The 21,297-nt window shown below is 64.7% G+C and carries 13 protein-coding genes; 10 read left to right on the plus strand and 3 right to left on the minus strand.

Annotated elements, in window-relative coordinates; genetic code table 11:
* Positions 1-107: 107 nt before the first annotated feature.
* A complete protein-coding gene (locus tag C8C89_RS18910) occupies positions 108-2,252 on the minus strand; it encodes a TonB-dependent siderophore receptor (RefSeq protein WP_208327728.1) in 2,145 nt (714 codons plus the stop codon).
* A gap of 244 nt (positions 2,253-2,496) precedes the next feature.
* On the opposite strand from C8C89_RS18910, the gene C8C89_RS18915 reads away from it, so the two are divergent.
* Positions 2,497-5,970 carry a DUF748 domain-containing protein gene (locus tag C8C89_RS18915; RefSeq protein WP_243858099.1) on the plus strand — a complete coding sequence of 1,158 codons (3,474 nt, stop codon included), beginning with the start codon at positions 2,497-2,499 and terminating at the stop codon, positions 5,968-5,970.
* A 66-nt stretch (positions 5,971-6,036) separates the two neighbouring features.
* Here C8C89_RS18915 and C8C89_RS18920 read toward each other — a convergent pair whose 3' ends face one another.
* Both C8C89_RS18920 and C8C89_RS18925 read right to left on the minus strand, forming a co-directional pair.
* A complete protein-coding gene (locus C8C89_RS18920) occupies positions 6,037-6,393 on the minus strand; it encodes a hypothetical protein (protein WP_133991758.1) in 357 nt (118 codons plus the stop codon).
* A gap of 97 nt (positions 6,394-6,490) precedes the next feature.
* Entirely contained in the window at positions 6,491-8,941 is a 2,451-nt protein-coding gene (locus tag C8C89_RS18925; RefSeq protein WP_133991760.1) for a membrane-bound PQQ-dependent dehydrogenase, glucose/quinate/shikimate family, read from the minus strand.
* Here C8C89_RS18925 and C8C89_RS18930 point away from each other — a divergent pair.
* From C8C89_RS18930 to C8C89_RS18970, 9 genes are all read left to right on the plus strand, one after another.
* Positions 8,940-9,191 carry a hypothetical protein gene (locus C8C89_RS18930; protein WP_133991763.1) on the plus strand — a complete coding sequence of 84 codons (252 nt, stop codon included), beginning with the start codon at positions 8,940-8,942 and terminating at the stop codon, positions 9,189-9,191. The genes C8C89_RS18925 and C8C89_RS18930 overlap by 2 nt on opposite strands.
* Positions 9,192-9,254: 63 nt before the next feature.
* Entirely contained in the window at positions 9,255-10,952 is a 1,698-nt protein-coding gene (locus C8C89_RS18935) for a methyl-accepting chemotaxis protein (protein ID WP_133991766.1), read from the plus strand.
* A 93-nt stretch (positions 10,953-11,045) separates the two neighbouring features.
* Entirely contained in the window at positions 11,046-11,684 is a 639-nt protein-coding gene (locus C8C89_RS18940) for a hypothetical protein (protein ID WP_133991769.1), read from the plus strand.
* On the plus strand, positions 11,681-12,595 hold the full coding sequence (locus C8C89_RS18945; protein WP_133991772.1) for an HDOD domain-containing protein: 915 nt from the start codon (positions 11,681-11,683) through the stop codon (positions 12,593-12,595). The genes C8C89_RS18940 and C8C89_RS18945 overlap by 4 nt, the downstream gene beginning before the upstream one ends.
* Positions 12,596-12,669: 74 nt before the next feature.
* Entirely contained in the window at positions 12,670-13,296 is a 627-nt protein-coding gene (locus tag C8C89_RS18950; RefSeq protein WP_101481109.1) for a response regulator, read from the plus strand.
* A gap of 34 nt (positions 13,297-13,330) precedes the next feature.
* Entirely contained in the window at positions 13,331-13,693 is a 363-nt protein-coding gene (locus C8C89_RS18955) for an Hpt domain-containing protein (RefSeq protein ID WP_166674799.1), read from the plus strand.
* Complete coding sequence (locus tag C8C89_RS18960; RefSeq protein ID WP_133991778.1) at positions 13,690-15,912, plus strand: hybrid sensor histidine kinase/response regulator; 2,223 nt, start codon at positions 13,690-13,692, stop codon at positions 15,910-15,912. Before C8C89_RS18955 ends, C8C89_RS18960 begins: the two co-directional genes overlap by 4 nt.
* A 142-nt stretch (positions 15,913-16,054) precedes the next feature.
* Positions 16,055-17,764 carry an ATP-binding protein gene (locus C8C89_RS18965; RefSeq protein WP_243858102.1) on the plus strand — a complete coding sequence of 570 codons (1,710 nt, stop codon included), beginning with the start codon at positions 16,055-16,057 and terminating at the stop codon, positions 17,762-17,764.
* Between the two features lie 126 nt (positions 17,765-17,890).
* Entirely contained in the window at positions 17,891-21,238 is a 3,348-nt protein-coding gene (locus C8C89_RS18970; protein ID WP_166674800.1) for a response regulator, read from the plus strand.
* Positions 21,239-21,297: the final 59 nt, after the last annotated feature.

Below are 21,297 nucleotides of genomic sequence, written 5' to 3' on the forward strand. Positions count from 1 at the left end.
CCGTAGCGAGCGGAAGGAAGAGGTGGCTGAGAAGCGCAACCGTGCTTGAGCACGGTGAGCATCGCAGGCCGCCTATACCGACGCGCAGTAGGTTTTGATAGGCGTTCTTACAAATCCACCTTCATCGACAGCTTGATGGCGCGCGGCGCACCGGACGCCAGGCGCGTGCCGGCGCCGGCCCAGTAGCGCTTGTCGGCAAGGTTTTCCACGTTCAGCTGCCACACGACAGACTTGTCCATCACGCGGCTCGCATAGCGGGCGCCCGCACTGAACAGTGTCACCCCGCCCAGGAAGGCCTGGTTCAAATCGTTGACGGGACGGGCGCTATAGTAGTACGCGCCGCCATTGACGGACAGGCCCGGCACAGCGTCAAACGCGTAGGCGAGGAAGGCGCTGGCCGTGCGCTTGGAAGCGTTTTCCGGCGCCTTGCCGTTGTAATCGGCATTGATATTGGCAAACTTGGGGTCGAGGAACTGGGCCGACGTCTGCCACGACAGCTGGCGCGTCAGCTTGCCCTGCGTCGACAGTTCCAGGCCGCGGTAGCGCTGTTCGCCATCCGACGTAAACACATTGCTGGCATCCGTGTAATAGCCGGGGCGCGTGATGTCGAACAGCGCGGCCGACAGCAAGGTGCCAGCAGGCGTCAGCCAGCGCGCGCCCAGTTCCTTTTGTTTACTCACGCCGGGCGCCATCTTGACGCCCTGGTTGACGGTGCCCGTCGGGCCTGTCTCTCCCTCTTCCAGCCCCCGCGCCGTGGACGCGTAGAACGACAGTTCGGGCGTGGACTTGTAAATCAGCGAGGCCATCGGCGTCGTCTTGCTGACGTCGTAGTGGCTGGCGCCCTGGTCGCTTTGATAGCTGCTGCGGCGCACGCCGATGATACTTTGCCATTGCGGACTGAAGACCATGCGGTCGAGCGCGTACAAGCCCGTGTCGCGCGTGTCGAGCGCAGCCGTCGTGGGCGAAGTCGGCTTGGGACCGAACACGACATTCGTCACGGGCACAGGGTTGTACAGGTTTTGCGACGCAATCGTGTAATTGCTCTGGTAAATCGGGTCTTGCGACTTGTCCGTGCGCGAAGCGCCCAGGGTCAGTTCATGGGCAATCAAACCCGTGTGGAAATTGCCGGCCAGTTCAAGGCGCAGCAAGTCCGACGCCGTCACGCTGTGCTGGATATTGCCCGTGATGCGGCCCGCGCCCGTGGCCAGTGCCGCCGCATTGTTCAGGCGAAAGATGGCCAGGCGGCGGTCGCGCGCCGTTTCCGAGTGGCCCGCCTCTACCGTCAAGGCCCAGCCATCCGCGATGGCGTAATCGGCGCGCAATTGCGCGTTTTTCGTTTGCGCCTCGAAAGCGGACCAGTCGGGGCCGATCAACTGGCGCGGATCGACGGCGTGCGGCAAGGTGATCACGCCTTTCACGGCGGCCGGCAAGGCCACGCCCGCCTGCTCCGTCACCTTGCGGCGCTCGTATTCCAGGTCCGCCTTCAGCAGCAGTTTGTTGCTCACGCGCCAGTCCAGCGCCGTGGAGATAAAACGGCGGTTGCCGTTGCCGACATGGTCCAGGTAAGAACCCAGGGTGCCGCCGGCGGCGTTGATGCGCACGCCGAATTCCTGCTGCGCGCCAAAGCGGCGGCCGATGTCCACGTTTGCCACGGCACTGCCCCGGTCATCGAGGCTCAGGCCCATGCTGGTGACGGGCTGGCTACCGGCCCGCTTGGTGACAAAGTTGACGACGCCGGCCGGCGAGGTGAAACCGTAGTACAGGGCCGAGGCGCCTTTCAGCACTTCCACCCTTTCCTTGTTTTCCATGGGTACTTGCGAGAAGTTCATGATGGGCATGGAACCGTTGAGGCGGTAATTCGTGCGGTTTTCCACGGCGATGCCGCGTATCACCAATTGGTCCCAGGTTTCGCCGCCATTTTGCTGGCGCGTCACGCCGGCCGTATTGCGCACGGCATCGTACAGGCCGGAGACGGCTTGCTGTTCCAGCAATTCGCGCGTGATCACGTTAACGGTCGATGGCACATCCATGATGTTGGCGCCGCGAAAGCTGCCCGCCTCCGTAGTGACGGGCACCAGACCTTGTGCCCGTGCGCCCGTCACTTGCACGGCTTGCATGACTTTCGCATCGTCCGCCGTCAAGTCGTCCTGGCCGCTGGCCCCATTGACCGCCAGCGCGGCGTGGGGAGCGAAGGCCAGCGACAGAGAAGCGGCGAGTGGAAGCAGGCGGGTGCGGAGAGAAACGACAGGCATGACATCGGGCTTTCAATGAGGAAATATGTACAAATGGAAACTTACGGTAAGCGAGCATGATACTCGTAATGAGAATCATTATCAAGAAATGGTGAGTTTGTGTGAGTTTTACAGAAGAAACAAGCTCCCTCTGGCGCCTGTTATCACATGAACACGTTTGGATTTTGCAGACGAGGCCGCAAAGAGGCATACTGACAGTCACGGCGCACAGGTGCGCCGCCCAACAAGATCAAAAGGTAAGTTCGTGAACACAATCGACAACAAAAGCGTGCAGACGAAAACATTTCGCTGGAAACGCTGGCAGCGCTGGGCCGTTGGCACAGGCTGCGCCCTGGCGGCCTACAGCGCGGCCGGCTTCTGGCTGGTGCCCTACGTCATCAAAAACCAGTTACCCAAATTTGCCGAAAAAGAACTCGCGCGCCAGGCCAGCATAGACGACGTACGCTTCAACCCGTTTACCTTGCGCCTGGATGCGGACAAGATCGCTTTCAGGGAAGCGGCCAGCGCGGATGGCAAAACCGGTGCGCCGCTGCTGTCCATTGGTGCGCTGGCCGTGCAATTGGAATGGAAGTCCATCGTGCGCCGCGCCTGGAGCCTGGCGGAAATCCGCATCACGGCACCGCAAACGCATCTGACGATCACGCCCGACGGCAAGTTCAACCTGGCCGAAGTGCTGGCCACCTGGCAACGCAATCACCCGGAAAAGAGCGACGGCGGCATGCCGCGCCTCGTCATCGCCCACTTTGCGCTGGAGCAAGGCAAAGTGGACTGGCAAGATCAAAAGGCGGGCTATGCGGATAACTTCACGCCGATCAACTTCACGCTCGACAATATCTCCACCCTGCCTGACGCCAACGGCAGCTATAGCCTCAGCGCCGATGCGGCGCGCGGCGGCAAGCTGCACTGGCGCGGCACGGCCTCGCTCAGCCCCATCCGTGGCGAAGGCGAACTGATCCTGAACGACGCCTCCCTGCCCGGCCTGGCCGCGTATTTGAAAGCCTATACGCGCGCGCGAGTGACTAGCGGCAAGCTGTCCGCGCGCCTGCCCTACGCCTTTTCCTATACCGACGGCAAGCTGGAAGCCACGGTCAAAGGCGCTGGCCTGGCCTTGCGCGACCTGGCGCTGGTACGCGACGGCAAGGGAGAAGCATTTACGTCGCTGAACACCTTGGGTATTGCCGGCGTGAACGCCGACCTGGCGCACCAGAGCGTCACCGTCGATAAAATCAATCTGTATGGCGGCAAGGTGGCCGTGCGCCGCGATGCCAGGGGCGAAATCGACGTGGCAAATTTGATGCTGCCTGGCAATCCCGCACCGGCAGCATCAGCCACCACCGCGCCATCCAAGCCTGGCAAGTGGAAGGTGGACTTGAAGCAATTGGCGCTGGCCAACGTGGACGTGTCCGCCATTGATGAAACCGTTTCGCCGGCCCTGCAACTGAGCGCCAGGCAGCTGCAGCTGAACCTGCAACTGGCCTTGCAGCAAGGGCAGGCGGGGAACAGCATCATTGTCGATGGCGCCAGTTTCGGCCTGGCCGATCTCACCATGCAGCGCGGTGCGCAAACACCGTTCAAGCTGGACCAATTGGGCTTTACGGAAGGCAAGATCGATCTGGCAGCGCATACCGTGCACCTGGGCGCGCTGACGGCCAGTGGCGCGCAGATCGACCTGGCGCGCAACCGCCAGGGAGAGTTTGCGATTGCGCAAAAGCTGCCCGTATTTGCCTCCGGCAAGGCCGACGCGGGCAAGGATGCACCATCCGCACCGTGGTCCACCAAGGTGGACAAGGTGGAACTGAGCAAGTTCGGCGCCCGTTTCGATGATGCGGGCACTGGCATCAAGGGCAACTTGCAGGATGCACGCCTGTCCCTGCACAACGTCAGCAACGACATGAAACAGGCGCTGCCGTTCGAGCTGGGCGTGGGCTTGCGCGAAGGCGGCTTGCTCACGGCCAATGGCAAGTTCGTGCCTGGCACGGGCGCCGTCGATGCGCAGCTGAACCTGAAACAGCTGACCCTGGCGCCAGTGCAACCCTTGCTGGCGCAGCATGTGAAGCTGAAACTGGCGGGCGGCTCGCTCTCCGGCAGCGGCCGCCTGACGACGGGCGGCGGTGCGCCGAAAACGCCAAAAGTACGCTATGAGGGCGGCGTTGATATCGCCGGCCTGGTGCTCAATGAAACGGATGGCAAGCGTTTTGCGTCGTGGAAAAGCGTGCGCGCCGACAAGTTGACGGCCAGCGTGGGCCCCGATTTTGTCGACATCCCCGAACTGCGCGTGGTGGAACCGAACGCCCAGCTGATCATCGAAAACGACCGCAGCCTCAATGCGCAGCGCCTGCTGGTCAAGGCGCCGGAGCCGGCAACAGCGCCGTCCGCCGCCGCCCCCGTCGCCACCGCCACGCCGGCGGCCGACGCCGCCTTCCCCGTGCGCGTGCGCCGCGTGCGCCTGCAAAACGCCAAGCTGGACTTTGCCGACCTCAGCCTGCGGCCCCAGTTCGCCGCCAAGATCTATGAACTCAATGGCGTCGTCACGGGCCTGTCGACGAAACGCGATGCGCGCAGCCAGATCGAACTCGATGGCCGCATCGACGAATTCGGCCTGGCCCGCGTGCGCGGCCAGCTGAACCCGTTCGCGCCCACCGACAACACGGACTTGAATGTGGTCTTCAAGAACGTCGACATGGTGTCCGCCTCGCCGTACACGATGAAGTTCGCCGGCTACAAGGTGGCGGAAGGCAAGATTTCGCTGGACTTGCAATACAAGGTGCGCAACCGCCAGCTCGACGGCACCAACCAGATCGTGCTCGACAAGCTGACCCTGGGCGAGCGCATCGACAGCCCGGATGCCCTGAAGCTGCCTTTGGAACTGGCACTGGCCATCCTCAAGGATAGCGATGGGCGTATCGACCTGGGTCTGCCCGTGTCGGGTGACATGAACGACCCGCAATTCAGCTATGGCGCCCTGATCTGGAAAGCCGTGGGCAATGTGCTGACGAAAATCGTCACGGCGCCGTTCCGCGCGCTGGGCAACTTGCTGGGCATCAGCGCCGACAAGCTCGAAGCCATCGACTTCGACGCGGGCAGCGCCGTGCTGCTGCCGCCCGAGCGGGAAAAGCTCAAGCAGGTGGCGCAAATCCTGGCCAAACGCGAACAGCTGAAGCTGGCCGTCCCGGGCCAGTACAGCGACACGGATGCGGCTGCCCTGCGCGCCCAGGCCGTGCGCCGCGCCGTCGCCGCCAAGGCCGGCATCAAGCTGGAAGCGGGAGAAGAACCGGGACCGTTGAACCTGGGCGAACGCAAGATACGGGGCGCCCTGCGCGACCTGTACGGCGAACGCTTCGGCAAGGCCGAGCTGGACAAGCAGAAGAAGGCGGCGGAATCGGCCGCGCCGGCGACAGCGGCGGCCTCATCTGCCGCCTCCGCTCCCGCAGCGGCAAAAATCCCCGTCTTCCAACGTTTGGGCAAGCTGATTGAAGGCGAGCCGCAAGTGGCCGATACGGGCGCCTTCTATACCGGCTTGCGCGAACAGCTGGAAGCCAAGCAGCCCTTGCCTGCCGATGCCTTGAGCAAGCTGGGCGCCCAGCGCAGCGCGGCCATTCTGGCGGCCCTGCAGCAGGACGGTACACCGGCTGCCAGGGTCAGCGCGGGCGCGCCGGAAAAAACGGAGGCCGCGCCGGGCAAGCTGGTGGGCCTGAAGCTGGGATTGGCTGCGCAGTAATCGACAGGCGTTGCGGCAACAAGCTTGCGGCAACGCCATGCAAGCGGTAGCAGTGCCGGCGGCTTGCTATGCGGACCGCCAAGCCGACGCGCGTATATGGCTACCCAGTCTGGCACCGTAGAAGACCAGCAGCGAAAATGCAGCCAGCAGGGGCAGTGCCAGCAAGGCAAACCCGTAAGTAACAAAGACCACCGGCAGCCATAAAATCAACACACCGACGAAGGTCGCCATGCCGATGGTTCGATGTTGTGGACGCTGGATAAAAAAACCCTGGCATATGCCGATGACCAATCCGCATGAAGCGATGGCCAATACATGCACCATGCCTGGGAAATTTTCAAAGCTCGTGTAGACGAGAAATACCGCGAGAAAGCTCAGGACGGCACTGAGCGCTCCAATCAATCTGGTCCTGGCTGTACTCATGGCTGCCTTTCAAATAAAACAAGCGCAGGTGGCCGAGTGCCGCCATGCGCAATTGCATGCGGCACCATCCACGCGATGGCGCCGCACCGTCCATGCTCTATTTCGTTTTCCCCGCCTCCTTCACCGCTTCATCCGGCAAGGCAAACGCCACCAGGCTATCGCCCATCTTGGTGCCCAGCGAACCGTGGCCGCCAGCCATGACGACGACATATTGCTTGCCCGTCTTGTCGGAGACATAGCTCATCGGCGTAGCCTGGCCGCCGGCCGGCAAGCGGGCTTTCCAGACGGTTTTGCCATTGCGCACGTCGTAACCGCGGATGTAGTAGTCGAGCGTGCTGCTGAGGAAGGCCACGCCGCCGCCCGTGGTGCTCATGCCGCCCAGGCTGGGCACGCCCAGCGGCAAGGCGATGGGCACGGGCGCGCTGTCGCGCGTGGTGCCGTTCTTGTGCATCCACACTTTTTTCATGGTGCGCAGGTCGACGGCGGCGATATAGCCCCACGGCGGCGCCTGGCATGGGAAGCCCAGTGGCGACAGGAAGGGCTTGATTTCCACGGCAAACGGCACGCCCGTCTGCGGCTGCAAGCCCATTTCCGTGCCCGTGCCGCCTTTCGCGTTGGCTTGCGCGCGCGGCACCAGGCGCTCCAGGAATCCCATGTAGTCGGGATTGACCAACAGCAACTGACGCACGGGATCGACGGCCGCCCCGCCCCACTCGAAGATGCCCAGCGGACCCGGCGAGATGATGGCGCCCTTGATCTTGCCTTCGGCCACCGTCTGCGGCGTGAACGGCCCTTCATAGCGGTGCTGGCGGAAGATGATGCGGCACGCCAGCTGGTCGAACGGCGTCGTGCCCCACATATCCGTTTCGCTGATGTTTTTCTCGGGCAGGAAAGTGAGGGCCGAGAATGGCTGCGTGGGTGACAAACGGTCGCCCGGAGCGGGGTTATTCGTCGGCACGGGTTTTTCCGGCGCCGGCACGACCAGGCTGCCGTCGCGGCGGTCGATCACATAGATGTCGCCCCGCTTGGTTGTGGCGACCACGGACGGGACCTTGCCTTTCGGCGTGTCGATGTCGACCAGGGTGGGCTGGCCGCCGATATCCATGTCCCAGATATCGTGGTGCACGGTCTGGTAGACCCAGCGCACCTTGCCGGTGGCAAGATCGAGCGCGACGATGGCGCTATTGTATTTCTCTCCGTTTGGATTGCGGTTGCCGCCCCAGGTATCCGGCGTTTCATTACCCATCGGGATATACACCATGCCCAGTTTTTCATCCACGCTGGACACGCCCCAGGAATTGGGTGAATTGTTCGTGTAGGTTTTTCCCTCGGCAATCGGCGCCGTGTCGTCCGGATTCGAAGCATCCCAGTTCCACATCAGCTTGCCGGTAACGGGATCGTAGCCGCGGATCACGCCTGACGGTTCTTCCGTGGAAAAATTATCCGTCACGCTGGCAGCCATCACCACCACGTTTTGCGCCACGGCCGGCGGCGACGTGGGCATCAAAAAGCCCCGCTTCTTCATGCCCATGCCGTGGTACAGGCCAATCACCCCGTTTTCGCCAAAGCTTTTGCACGCTACTCCCGTATCGGCATTGACGGCAATCAGGGTCGCATCCATGGTGGGGGCAAAGATGCGGCGCGGACATTCCATGCTGGCAGCTTCGGGCGCCGGATCATCCTTGGCGCGGCCAGCCTTGACATCCCAATAGGCGACGCCACGGCAAATCATGTGCTGGTAGCTGGATGCGTCGCGGTTGATCTTCGGATCGTGGCGCCAGATTTCCTTGCCCGTGTCGGGGTCCAGCGCGATGACGATGTTGTGCGGCGTGCACAGATACAGCATGCCGTTCACTTTCAGGGGCGTGACTTCATTGGCGATCTCGCCCGGATCGTTCGGCCCCTTGAAGTCGCCCGTGTTGTACACCCACGCCTGTTTCAGTTGCGCGGCGTTGGCCGGCGTGATCTGCGCGGCCGGCGCGTAGCGATCGCCATAGCCGGAGCGGCCATACGCAGCCCAGTCGTTGGGCGCCACACCGGGCGCAAAATCGCCTTGCGGCGCGGCCGCCATGTTCTCGGCCGGCACTTCGCCGTCCAAGGTGGTGTAATCCTGGAACAGCGAGAACACGCCCACGGCGGCCGTCAGCAGCACGGCGGCGGCCAGGGCGCTCTTGCCGGCGTCGCGCGGTTTCGCCCCGGCCGTCAATGGCGGATCGAGGCGGCGGTCGATGAAGGGCAGCAGCAGCCAGACGGCAGCGGCAAACCAAATATCGAGGCGGGGCAGCAATTGCCACCAGTCGAACTTCACTTCGATCACGGACCAGATCAGGGTGGCGAACAAAAGCAGCGCGAGACACAGCTGTGCGCTGCGCCGCCCTCGCCATACCAGCGCACCGGCGACAAGCATGCCGATGCCGGCCACGACGTAATACCAGGAGCCGCCCAGGCTGACGAGCCAGGCGCCGCCGCCGGCAAGCGCCAGGCCCAGCAAGATGAAGATGACTGCGGTGAGGATAAGCAAGGGTCCAGGCCGGGCAGAGGCAGTCATGATGCTCCTTTACAAGAGTCGGTCGGCGGCACGCGCCTGCGCACCGTATTTGATGGCAATCAAGGAGTTCCATTTTTTCACTATTTTGCCAAGCGTGGCACACGCCAGAAAGCGATATCCGCGCGGTGTTGCTTTTCATCACAATCCGTCCCCGCCAGCAGGCCCTTCATCTTGTGACTTCAAAAAAACACAAAACAAATCAAATAAATCACAAATTTCTCGAATAAATCAAATTTTTCCCGTAAAATGAAAAATATGAACTTTTGCAACCGATTTTCCCGATTTTCAACCTTCACGTGGAGCGGCACCCATCATGACAATCGCAAAACGCCTGTATGCATTAATACTCTCCGTCGTCCTCGGACTCGCCGCGCTGACGGGCTTCAGCATCTATGAAATGGACCGCGTCTACACAGCGGCCAGCTATGCCACGGTCAACACCGTTCCCAGCCTGCTGACCTTGAACCAGGCTTTCGTGCCCTTTACACAGATGCGCACGGCCGTCTGGCAACATATGGCCAGCAAGGATGCCGCCGCGCGCGCCAAGCTGGAAGCGAGCATCAATGAAGCGCGCGCGGCAGTCAGCCAGGCGCTCGACAAATATGAAAAAGAGGATATTTCCGACGAGCAAGACAAAGCGCTGCTGGCCACGGACCGTGCCGTATTGCTGCGCTACGATGGCGTGCGCGACAAGGTACTGGCGCTGTCGAAGGCGGGTGAGCTCGACGCGGCACGCGACTTGCTGATGCAGAACCAGCCCATCATTAAGGAACTGGTCGACGCCCTCGCCGCCCACCACCACTACAACGAAAGCCTGGCCACCAAGGGCGCCGCCGACGGCGCCGCTGCCGCTGCCAGTGCGCGCTGGATTTCCATAGTCCTGGCCCTGGCCGTGACGGTGCTGGTGGCCGGCATGGGCTTGATGCTGGCACGGCGCATCGCCTCCTCGCTGGCCAGCGCCGTCGGTGTTGCCCGCACCATTGCAGGCGGCGATCTCAGCGTGCAGATCAGCGCCGCCTCGAACGACGAGGTAGGTCAGTTGATGACCGCCATGGCCGACATGAGCGAGAGCCTGGTGCGCATCGTCTCCGAAGTGCGCTCCGGCACGGAGACCATCAACACGGCCTCGGGCGAGATCGCGGCAGGCAACCTGGACCTGTCGGCACGCACGGAACAACAGGCCGGCTCGCTGGAAGAAACCGCCTCGGCCATGGAAGAACTGACGGCTACTGTGCGGCAAAACTCGGACAACGCCCGCCAGGCCAAGCAAATGGCCGTCAGCGCCTCGGACAAGGCGGTGCGGGGCGGCGAGGTGATGGGCGACGTCATCCGCACCATGGAAGCGATCGACAGCTCGTCCAACAAGATCGCCGACATCATCAGCGTCATCGACGGCATCGCCTTCCAGACCAACATCCTGGCCCTGAATGCGGCCGTGGAAGCGGCCCGGGCGGGGGAACAAGGACGCGGCTTTGCCGTTGTGGCCACCGAAGTGCGCAACCTGGCGCACCGTTCGGCGGCGGCGGCCAAGGAAATCAAGGCACTCATCAGCGACTCCGTGGAGCAGGTGGAACAAGGTGGCAAGCTGGTCCAGCAAGCCGGCGCGGCCATGACGGAAGTGGTCGACACGGTACGCAGCGTCACCGACATCGTCAGCGAGATCTCGGCCGCCAGCGCCGAGCAAAGCACGGGCATCGACGAAATCAACCGCGCCATCACGCAGATGGACGAAGTCACGCAGCAGAATGCAGCCCTGGTCGAAGAAGCAGCGGCGGCATCGCAATCGCTGCAGGAGCAGGCAGGCAACCTGGCCAACCTGGTCGGCGCCTTCAAGCTGGCGCATGGTCAAGCCAACACGGCGCAACAAAGCACGCCGGTGCGCCCAGCCCCAGCCGCCAAGCCGCCTGCAGCGCGCAAGGTGGCGCGGCTCAAGCTGGTCGCGCAGCGCGACCCCGGCCATGCCCGCAGCACGACCAGTACCAGTGCCGGCGGCGACTGGGAAGAATTCTGACCCAGCCAGCACGCAGCCACATCAGCATCGATCATCCTGGAGCATCGCCATGACATCCGTTTCCAACCATTCTCACTGCATGCAGGCCTTGCCATGAACGCCTTCCTCGCCGCCCAACCATTCCTTCGCTGCGACGACGTCTCGCTGATGCGGCCGGCGCTGGCCCTGGCAGGCCTGATGCTGCTGCTGGCCGCCCTGCTCTGGCGCCGCCTCCGCTGGCGCCAGGCCGGCTGTGCACCTGCCGCCAACGCGACAGCTGTCGATCTGCATCAGCAGCTGCAAATGCGCAAGGCTATCCACCCGGCCAAGGCGGCAGACACGGCACCGCCGCCAGAGCCAGAGGCACTGGACAGGCCGCCGTTCGAGCTGGCCCGCCTGGACGCCATGTTTGGCCACGACCGGCGCCTGCAGGGTGAAATTCTGGCCCTCTTCGTGGCCGAGACGCGCGACCGCCTGGCCGGCATCGCCCATGCGCTGCGCTGCGAACGCCCCGCCCCGGCACGCGTACTGGCGCAGGAAATTCTCGACAGCAGCCAGGCCATGGGCCTGCTTCCCTTGCAGGCACTGGCGCGCAAGGCCGTGCATGCGGGCTTTTCCAACGACATCGGCGCGCTGCGCCACCTGCACGCGGAACTGCTGATGGCGCTCGATGCCCTGTCTCAAGCGGTCACCGCTCTGCAAACGGGCGCGGTATTGGCCGATGATCGCGACGGCGTAGAGAGCCGGCCATGAGCGCGCACATCGACCTGGCGCGCCTGCTCGGCGGCGCCATCCTGCCCTCGCCCGCCTGGCGGCGCCACTGGCTGGCGACGCTATGCCAGCAGCAGGTACCGTTCGATGAAATGGCAGAACAACTGGGCTGCGATCCGGCCCTGACCGGCAAGATCATCGGCCTGGCGAATGGGGCCGAGCCACAGGGCGGGCACAAGCATGCGGCAGTCGACGCCGCGATGCTGGAAGCCATCGGCCTGCCCGCCCTGCGACAGGCGTTCGCCATCCCGGCCCTGCCAGCGGCCACGTGTGCGCACTTCGACGAACAGCGTTACTGGTCGCATTCGCAGGCCATGGCCTGCGCTGCCCGCGTGGCGGGCGATGCGCTGAAATTGGCGCCGCCCAAAGAGCTGTACACTTGCGGCTTGCTGGCCAATACCGGCCAACTGGCCCTGGCTGTGCTGCATCCGCAAGCGTATGATCAACTGCTGGACCAGCACGGGAGCACTGCCAGGGCGCTGCTGCTGCGCGAGGAATCGCGGCGTTTCGGCCACCATCAACTGGCGCTATCAGCTAGCCTCATGCGGGGCTGGGGCATGCCGGACATCCTGTGCGACGCCGTGCGCTGCCATGCCGCGCCACCCGGTTTCGGGCAGGCCGGACGCATGACAGACCTGGCCTGGCTGCTGAAACTGGCCAGCAGTTTCGCCGACCTGATACTGCGCAATGGCCAGGGACCGCGGGGGCCGGCCACGGCCGCAGCGCAAGTACTGGGGCTGGATGTGGACCACATGGAAACCCTGCTGCGCCACAGCAACGCGGAGTGGAGCGAATGGCGCGAGATCCTCGAACCGCACGCCCATATTGCCCTTTGCCGCACGCGCATCAGAATCGGGCCCGCCGCGCGGCAGGTTTTTAGTGAATTCATCTAATTTGTTGAAATTGATTTTTTGAGCGTGATTGCGTATCATTCCATTCATCCTCATCCTCGACCATAAAGTCCATCATGCACACTGCAGACGTATGCACTACCCAAAAGGCCGCCGAAATCCTCGGCATTTCGGTCACATCGGTGCAGCAATTGGTCGAGGCCGGCGTTATCGAAGCCTGGAAGACCAAGGGCGGCCACCGCCGCATTCCCCTCGCGGCCGTCGAGGCCTACAAGGGCAACCCGGGCCAGCAAGGCCAGGATCAGCGCACGGCACGCGCCAGCCGCCCCGCACCATCGGGCCGCCCGCCGTCCATCCTGGTGATCGAAGACAATCCGATCGAACGCGCGCTGTATGAAAAGCAGATCGGTTCATGGGGCTTGCAGGCAAGCCTGCGCTTTTGCGAGAACGGCTACCAGGCGCTGATGGAAATCGCCCGCGACCAGCCCGACATCCTGCTGGCCGACATCGTCATGGAAGGCATCGATGGCTACGAGGTCATCCGTACCATCCTGGCCGACCCGCTGCTGGCGGACATGCATATCGCCATGCTGTCGAGCCTGACGCCGGAGGAACTGGAAGAACGCGGTGGCGTGCCGCCCGGCGTGGTGTTCTTTGCCAAACCCGTCAATTACGACGAGCTGCGTGGCTATCTGCGCGCCTGCTGCGCCGGCCATGCGCGGCGCAACAGCCTGGCCGCCTAGCCCGCCACCGTTTTTCCCTCGCCACGGAGCCGCCATGCAAGCCTATAGCCACATCGATCCAGCCGTGCTGTTCCAGGCCACCGGCCATGACCTGGAGATGTTCCGCGCCCTGTCCCAGACCTACCTCGACACTTCACCGGCCATGTTCGCGCGCGTGGAACAGGCCGTACGGGGCGGTGCGGCGCAAGCCATCGTGCATAGCTGCCATACCTTGCGCGGCACCGTGGCCCTGCTGGGCGCCAGCGCGCTGGTAGCGCGCCTGGCGGAACTGGAACAGCTGGTGCGCCACCAGGGCGTGGCGGCAGCCGGCTGGCTGGCGGAAACGGCAGCACTGGTCGGCGCAGTGGAGCAGGAGGTGCGCCGCAGCATGCGCGAGTACACGGGCGCGCAGGCATGAACCCACGCCAGGCCGTCTTGCGCCTGGCGCACCGCTATCGCCCGCGCAGCACGGCAGCCGTAGTGGGCCTGGTGCTGGTGTGCCTGCTGGCGCTGCGCATCGTCGTTTCCGGCGTACTGCTGCACCGCGAAGCTGTCGATGACTGGAAGCAGGATCTGTCCAACCTGTCGCTGCTGCTGGCGGAAAACACGGCGCAAAGCATGACGGCGGCCCGCCTGGTGCTCGACGGCGTCAGCAGCGACATCCAGGCCGCCGCCCCCGCAGACGCGCACGCGCTGGCGGCCGCCGTCGGCACCCCGGCCATGCACCAGATGCTGCTGCACAAGATCGGCGGCGTACCGCAAGTGGACGTCGTATCCATCGTCGGCAGCGATGCCAGCGTACTGGCCTTCAGCCGCGCGTATCCCGCGCCGCCCATCCGCCTCGACGAGCGCGATTACTTCGAATATCACCGGCGCCACCCGGACGGCGGCATGCATGTCAGCGCACCCGTGCAAAACAAGGGCAATGGCGCCTGGACCTTCTATATCAGCCGGCGCATCAGCAGCCCCGACGGCCGCTTCCTGGGCGTGGTGCTGGTGGGCCTGTCGTGCGATTTCTTCAGCAAGTTCTTCCAGAACGCCAGCATCGGCGAGCACACGGCCTTTTCCCTGTATCGCAGCGACTACACGCTGCTGGCGCGATGGCCAGCCGTACCCGCGATGATGGGCAAGCGCAACCTGACGGGCAGCACCTACCGCCTGCTGGAACAGGGCAAGACCGATGGCGTGCTGCAGGTGGACTCGCCGCGCACGGCCGAGCAGGGGCGCACGGTCGACCGCCTGGCCGGCGTACGGCTGGTGCGCGACTATCCGCTGGCCATCAACGTGACCATTAGCGACGACGTCTACCTGGCGGCCTGGCGGCGCATGCTGCGCACCATGGGCGGCGCCGCGGTCATCAGCCTGCTCGTGCTGGCCCTGGCTATTGCGCTGATCATGGCCCTGCTGCGGCGCCAGGAACGCGACGCGGCCATGGCGCTGGCACTGCAGGCGCGCGCGGACGCGGCGAATGCGGCCAAGTCGCGCTTCCTGGCCATCATGAGCCACGAGATCCGCACGCCGATGGCCGGTATCGCCGGCATGGGCGAACTGCTGCGGGAAACCGAACTCGACGCCTCGCAGCAGCAATATGCGCACCGCATCGGCGATGGCGTGCAGCACCTGATGCGCATCCTGAATGACATCCTCGACCTGTCCAAGGTGGAAGCAGGCCAGATGAGCATCGAACTGCGCGACTTCGACCCGCGCCTGCTGCTTGATGACGTGCTGGCGCTGCACCGCCCGCAAGCCGACAGGAAGAAGCTGCAACTTGCCAGCGAAATCGGCAACAGCGTGCCGCAGTTGGTGTGCTCGGACCGCACGCGCATCGCGCAAATCCTCGGCAACCTGCTCAGCAACGCCATCAAGTTTACGCCCTCCGGCAGCGTGACCGTGCGCCTGCACCTGGAACCGGCCACGCCGGACGGCGCCGGCCCCTGCCTCGTCGCCAGCGTCAACGACCAGGGCATCGGCATGACCGGGCAGCAGCTGAGCCGCATCTTCGAGCCGTTTTGCCAGGCCGACGACAGCATCAGCGGCGCCTATGGCGGCACGGGACTGGGTCTGAGCATCTGCAAGCACCTGGTGGCGTTGCTGGGCGGCGAAATTTTCTGCAGCAGCGAGCCCGGCGCCGGCTCCCGCTTCACCGTGCGCATTCCCTGCCAGGCGGCCCAGACACCGGCCGCTTCCATGCCGGAGCCGGGTCCTGCGCCACTACCCGCAGCCACACCCGCATCGGCATCCGTGCCGGTCGCACGCATCCTGCTGGTCGAGGATACGGCGCTGAACCGCCAGCTGGTATGCCTGCAGCTGGCCGGCCGCGGCTACAGCATCGACACGGCGGAAAACGGCGCACTGGGCCTGGAAGCGCTGGCCGGACAGCAGTACGACCTGGTCCTGATGGATTGCATGATGCCCGTCATGGATGGCTACCAGGCTTGCCAGGCCTTGCGCGCCCGCGAAACGGCCAGCGGCGCGGCACGCCTGCCCGTCATCGCCCTGACGGCCGGCGTTACCGAGGACGACCGGCAGCGCTGCGTGGCGGCCGGCATGGACGACTATCTCTCCAAGCCCTTTACCGCCGCCCAGTTGCGCGCGACGGTGGAGCACTGGCTGACGCGCCAGGCGGCAATGCGCTAGCCGCGCGGGCCTGCGCTGAAAACAACACCTACACATAAAAATCGTTTTATTTGATGAAATCAATTATATTCGCTATAATTGACAAATCAACGCGCCGGTGACGCCGGGTACCCAGGCGAACGGCAGACCTTGCGGAGGCAGCATGCGGGAGTACAGATACTGGAAAGCCATGGCCTGGGAGCGCTGCGATACGCGCACCCTGCTGTCGCTCTTCATGGCGGTCCTGCTGGCAGGGTTGTGGAGCATCACCTTGCTGCAATTGCAGCGCGCGCACGATGCCGCCATCACCGATGCCGGACGCGATGCGCGCAGCATGGCGCGCGTCTTCGACGAACACGCGATCCGCACGATCGAGGCGGCGGACCAGGCGGTCACCTACCTGCGCAGCCGCTACCAGGCGTTGGGCAAGCAACTCGACATCGTGGCAGACCTGCAGCAAGGCCTCAATCCCGGCCCCCTGTATAACCTGTTTACCATCGTCGACGAACGTGGCGACACAGTACTGTCGAGCCGCCCCTTCAAACCGACCAACCTGGCCGACCGGGAACACATCCGGGTACACATGCAAGGCGACAGCGGCGAACTGTATATCAGCAAGCCGGTGCTGGGCCGCGTGTCGAAAAAATGGTCGATCCAGATGACGCGCCGCATCAACCATGCCGATGGCCACTTCAAGGGCGTGGTGGTGGTCTCGATGGATCCGTATTACTTTACGCGCCTGTATGACGAAGTCGACCTGGGCGCGAACAGTTCCATCACGCTCGTCGGCAGCGATGGCGTGGTGCGCGCGCGCCGGGTCGGCGCCGACAACACCATCGGCCAGGATGTCAGCGGCAGCAAGGTATTTGGCTTGATGCAAGGTAACACGCGGGGCAGCTTCACCGAGCGCAGTCCCGTCGACGGCACCCTGCGCATTTACGCCTTCGAAAAACTGGCCAACTACCCGCTCTACATGCTGGTCGGACTGGACCACGACACGGTGCTGGCAGACTACGTGTCGCGCCGCAACCAGGCCTTGCAGATGGCCGCCGTCACGAGCGCGCTGATCGTGCTTTCCTGGGCTGCGCTGGTGCTGCTGATCGGCCGCCTCATCGGCAGCCGCGCCAGGGCCATCGCCGCCAGTGAGGCCAAGTCGCGCTTCCTGTCGAACATGTCGCATGAATTGCGCACGCCCCTCAATGCCATCCTGGGTTTCTCCGAGCTGCTGCTGGAGCAGCTGCACGAGCCGGAACAGGCCGCCTACGCGCAAACGATACAGAACAGCGGCCGCCAGCTGCTTGGCATGGTCGAGGCCGCGATGGAACTGAGCGCGCTCGAAAACGACCAGGTGCGGCTGGAGTCTGGCGCCGTGCCGCTGGACCAGCTGCTGGCGCTGGCGCTGGCGCCGCACCGGCAGCGCGCAGCGCACAAGGGCCTGCTGCTGGCCTCGCACGTCGCGCCCGCAACGCCGCTCAGCATCGATTGCGACCGCGTCCGCCTGGTGCGCGTGCTTGATATACTGCTCGACAATGCCATCCGCTACACGTCCGCTGGGCGGGTCGATGTCCACGTCATGCGCAATGGCGCGGACCTGCAAATCGAGGTGCGCGATACGGGCATCGGCATCGCGCAGACACAGCAAGCCACCATTTTCGACAAATTCTCGCAGGCGGACGACTCGCCGAGCCGCGCCCATGGTGGCGCCGGCATGGGGCTGGCCATCGCGCGCCAGCTCGCCACCTTGATGGGCGGCAGCATCGGCGTGGCATCCGCGCCGGGCCACGGCGCCGCCTTCCGCCTGCGGCTGCCGCTCGGCGGCACTGCCGGCGCGATGGCGGCGGGCGGCAAATTGACCACACTATCGCATGCGTAGTCGTACGCAAACGTTGTCCTCCGTGCATATCGGGTATAGCATCGTCCCATGACCTACCACACAGATGCGGCGGCGGTACGCAGACGATGGATCGAATGGCTTTTCTTACTCCTCGGGCTGCTCCTCGTGGCGGCTGCCCTTGCCTACGCGCATCTGGCCGAAGCGGCGCGGCACGACGCGGCCGAGCGTGAACGGCTCAGCGTGCTGACGGCACTGCTGGCAAAAAATATTGAAGTCGACCTGGCAGCGACCAACCTGGTGCTCGACGGCGTGATCCGCGACTATCTTGCCGCCGGCGCAACGGATTCCGCGCAAGCCCTGCCCCGGCGCCTGGCCGCAGTGGTCGACGCCATGCCGGGCGTGCGCACCATGCTGGTCATCGATGCGAAGGGCAAGCCTATCGCCACCAATATCCCGGAACTGGCCGACCAGGATTTTTCGCGCCGCGGCTACTACCAGACGGCGCGCGACGCCCCTGATGCGCGCATGCTGTACATCTCGGCCCCCTTCCTGTCTTTCAAGCGCGACCTGGTCATCACGGCGTCGCGCATGGTGCAGGACAAGCAGGGCCGATTTGCCGGCGTGGTGGTGGCTACCCTCGATCCCGAATACTTCACGGCCAAGTTCCGCACCGCCATGTATGCCCCCGATGTCTGGGCCGTGCTGCTGCATGGCGACGGCCGGCAATTCCTGAACTATCCCGCCAGGACTGCTGATGGCGGCAATATGGATGTCCCCGGCAGCTTCCTGCGGCGCTTCCGCGACAGCGGCTATGAGGCTGGCGTGCTGAGCGGCGTCGTGATCGCCGGCGCCAGCGTGGCGGCACCCCGCATCATGGCCATGGCGACCATCGCGCCTCCCGCGCTGCACATGGACCGCGCCATCATCATTGGCCTGAGCCGCGACGAAGCGGCCATCGCCGCCCCATTGCGGCGGCAGGCGCTGGCCTACACCCTCTGTTTTGCCGTGCTGGCGCTGGCCGCGGCCAGCCTGCTGTTCTGGAGCCAGCGGCGGCGCCGGCAGCAGGCGGCATGGCATGCGAAACAGCAAACGGAGCGCCAGGCCATGCAAGCCATATCCGACAGCGAAACGCGCTTTCGCACGCTGATCGAAGATGCGCCCGTGGCCATCGCCATCCTGCGCCACGGACGCTTCATCTACTCGAATCCCCGCTACCGCAGGCTGCATGGCTACTCGTTTGAAGACGATTTGAACGGCCTGCCCTGGTCCGCCATGATTTCCGCACAATCGCAGGCGGCACTGGCTACCAACGAGGCGTTGATCGAGGCGGACTCGCCCAGCGAACAGGTATTCGAAGCCATCGGCCTGGGCAAGCAGGGCCTTTCCGTGCCCGTGTTCAAGACCACCACGCGCGTGATGCTCAAGGATGGACCGGCCACCTTGATCTTTGCGCAGGATATTTCCGCGCAAAAGCAGGCCGAAGAGGCCATGCTGCTGGCGCGCGATGCGGCCGAAGCGGCCAACCGCAGCAAGGCGGAATTCCTCGCCAACATGAGCCATGAAATCCGCTCGCCGCTGAACGCCATCCTCGGCATGGCATGGCTGCTGGAACGTGGCAGGCTAGACGGGGAAGGACTCGATATGACGCGCAAAATCCGCGCCGCCGGCCAATCTTTGCTGGGCATCATCAACGACGTGCTCGACGTGTCTAAAATCGAGGCGGGCCACATGACCATCGAACAGGCGCCGTTCCGCCTGGCCGAGGTGATCGAGAAGATCGCCGCCAGCATGGACGTTGCCGCCCATGACAAACCCATCGCCGTGCGTATCGGGCCGCTGCCCGATGGCGTAGACCAGGTGCTGGGCGACGCGCTGCGGCTGGAGCAGGTGCTGGTCAACCTGACCAGCAATGCCATCAAGTTCACGCCGCAAGGCACGGTGGAGCTGTTGACCACACTGGAGCGCCGCGACGGCGACGCCGCCGTACTGCGTTTCAGCGTGCGCGACACGGGCATCGGCGTCGCCCCCGAGGTGCAGGAGACAATCTTTTCCGCCTTCGCCCAGGCAGACACATCCACCACGCGCCGCTTCGGCGGCACGGGCCTGGGCCTGACCATCTGCCGCCAGCTGGTCAGCCTGATGGGCGGCTCGCTGCGCCTGGAAAGCGGCCTGGGCCAGGGCAGCGACTTCAGTTTCACGGTGCCGCTGCAACTACTGCCCGCCGGCGCCCTGTCCTCGCCGGACATGAAAGCCCTGCATGCCTTGCTGGCCGATGCCAATGCCGACACGCGCGATGCCGTTGCCGCCGTGGCGCGCGGCCTGGGCTGGAGCGTGCATGCCGTGTCCGGCGGGCGGGCGGCCCTCGACTATGCGCTCGCCTGCGCCGAGGGCGCGCGGCCCGGCGTCGTCCTGCTGGCCGCGCGCATGCCCGAGCTGGACGGCGAAGCCACGGCGCGCGCGCTGCGCGAACACCTGCCACCGCAGGACTGCCCCGTCATCATCCTGGCGGCCAGCGACGTGCCAGCCACGCGGCCGGCGCGGCGCCATAGTGACCCGGCCGATCCTGCCGACGCCGTCCTCAACGAGCCGGTGACGGCTTCCAGCCTGTACAACGCGACGATGGAAGCGCGCCAGCAGCGCACCCGGGCGGCCGGCGTGGATGCCAGCCCGGATACACTGGAAGGACGCGTGCTTGCCGGCGTGCGGGTGCTGGTGGTCGACGACAGCGAAATCAACCGCGATGTGGTCAACCATATCCTGTGCGACCAGGGGGCAGTGCCATCGTTCGCTTGCGATGGCAGGCAGGCGCTGGACTGGCTGCTGGCCCATCCCGCCGACGTCGACATCGTGCTGATGGATGTGCAGATGCCCGTCATGGATGGATTGCAGGCGACGCGCGCGTTGCGCCAGCTGCCGCAGTTTCAAGACTTGCCCGTGGTGGCGCTGACGGCCGGGGCGTTCCAGGCACAGCGCACGGCGGCACTCGAAGCGGGCGTGAATCATTTCATCAGCAAACCATTCGACGTGCCGCAGACCATCGCCCTGATCGCGCGCGCGCATCGCCGCCATGCGCAAGGTCTGCCAGCCCTGGCCCCGGTCGTGGCCGAAGCGACGATGCCCGTGCCGCCATGCGGCGCGGCATCCGTGATCGACCTGGCGCAAGGCATGGCGCAGTGGCCCGATGAGGCGCCCTACCGCCAGCATCTGTCGCGCTTTGGCCGCAACTACCGCAACGCGGTGGGCGCCATGCGCGAACTGTTGGCGGCCAACGCGCGCGACGATGCCGCCGCGCTCGCGCACAAGCTGGCGGGCGAGGCTGGCAGCCTGGCCCTGCCCGCCACCCTGCACGCTGCACAGCAAGCAGAGCAGTTGCTGCATGCCGGCGACGATGCGTCGGCCGCGCTCGACACACTGGAACAGGCCCTGGCGCGCGCCATCGATGCCGTCGCTGCCTTCACGGCGCAAACACCGCCACCCAGCCAGCCAGCCGTGGGGGCAGGAGTAGTGCAATGAACCAGGCAAGCTGTGCCTGCAATGAGCAGGGTCAGCGCCATAAACTCAACCTGCCAGCG

The sequence above is a fragment of the Janthinobacterium sp. 75 genome, from assembly GCF_004365495.1.
In the GTDB taxonomy this organism is placed as follows: Bacteria; Pseudomonadota; Gammaproteobacteria; order Burkholderiales; family Burkholderiaceae_D; genus Janthinobacterium.

Coding starts and splice junctions, on each gene's coding strand:
- C8C89_RS18910 (WP_208327728.1), bottom strand. CDS start 2,252: ATGCCTGTCGTTTCTCTCCGCACCCGCCTGCTTCCACTCGCCGCTTCT.
- C8C89_RS18920 (WP_133991758.1), bottom strand. CDS start 6,393: ATGAGTACAGCCAGGACCAGATTGATTGGAGCGCTCAGTGCCGTCCTG.
- C8C89_RS18930 (WP_133991763.1), top strand. CDS start 8,940: ATGATGCTCCTTTACAAGAGTCGGTCGGCGGCACGCGCCTGCGCACCG.
- C8C89_RS18925 (WP_133991760.1), bottom strand. CDS start 8,941: ATGACTGCCTCTGCCCGGCCTGGACCCTTGCTTATCCTCACCGCAGTC.
- C8C89_RS18935 (WP_133991766.1), top strand. CDS start 9,255: ATGACAATCGCAAAACGCCTGTATGCATTAATACTCTCCGTCGTCCTC.
- C8C89_RS18940 (WP_133991769.1), top strand. CDS start 11,046: ATGAACGCCTTCCTCGCCGCCCAACCATTCCTTCGCTGCGACGACGTC.
- C8C89_RS18945 (WP_133991772.1), top strand. CDS start 11,681: ATGAGCGCGCACATCGACCTGGCGCGCCTGCTCGGCGGCGCCATCCTG.
- C8C89_RS18950 (WP_101481109.1), top strand. CDS start 12,670: ATGCACACTGCAGACGTATGCACTACCCAAAAGGCCGCCGAAATCCTC.
- C8C89_RS18955 (WP_166674799.1), top strand. CDS start 13,331: ATGCAAGCCTATAGCCACATCGATCCAGCCGTGCTGTTCCAGGCCACC.
- C8C89_RS18960 (WP_133991778.1), top strand. CDS start 13,690: ATGAACCCACGCCAGGCCGTCTTGCGCCTGGCGCACCGCTATCGCCCG.
- C8C89_RS18965 (WP_243858102.1), top strand. CDS start 16,055: ATGCGGGAGTACAGATACTGGAAAGCCATGGCCTGGGAGCGCTGCGAT.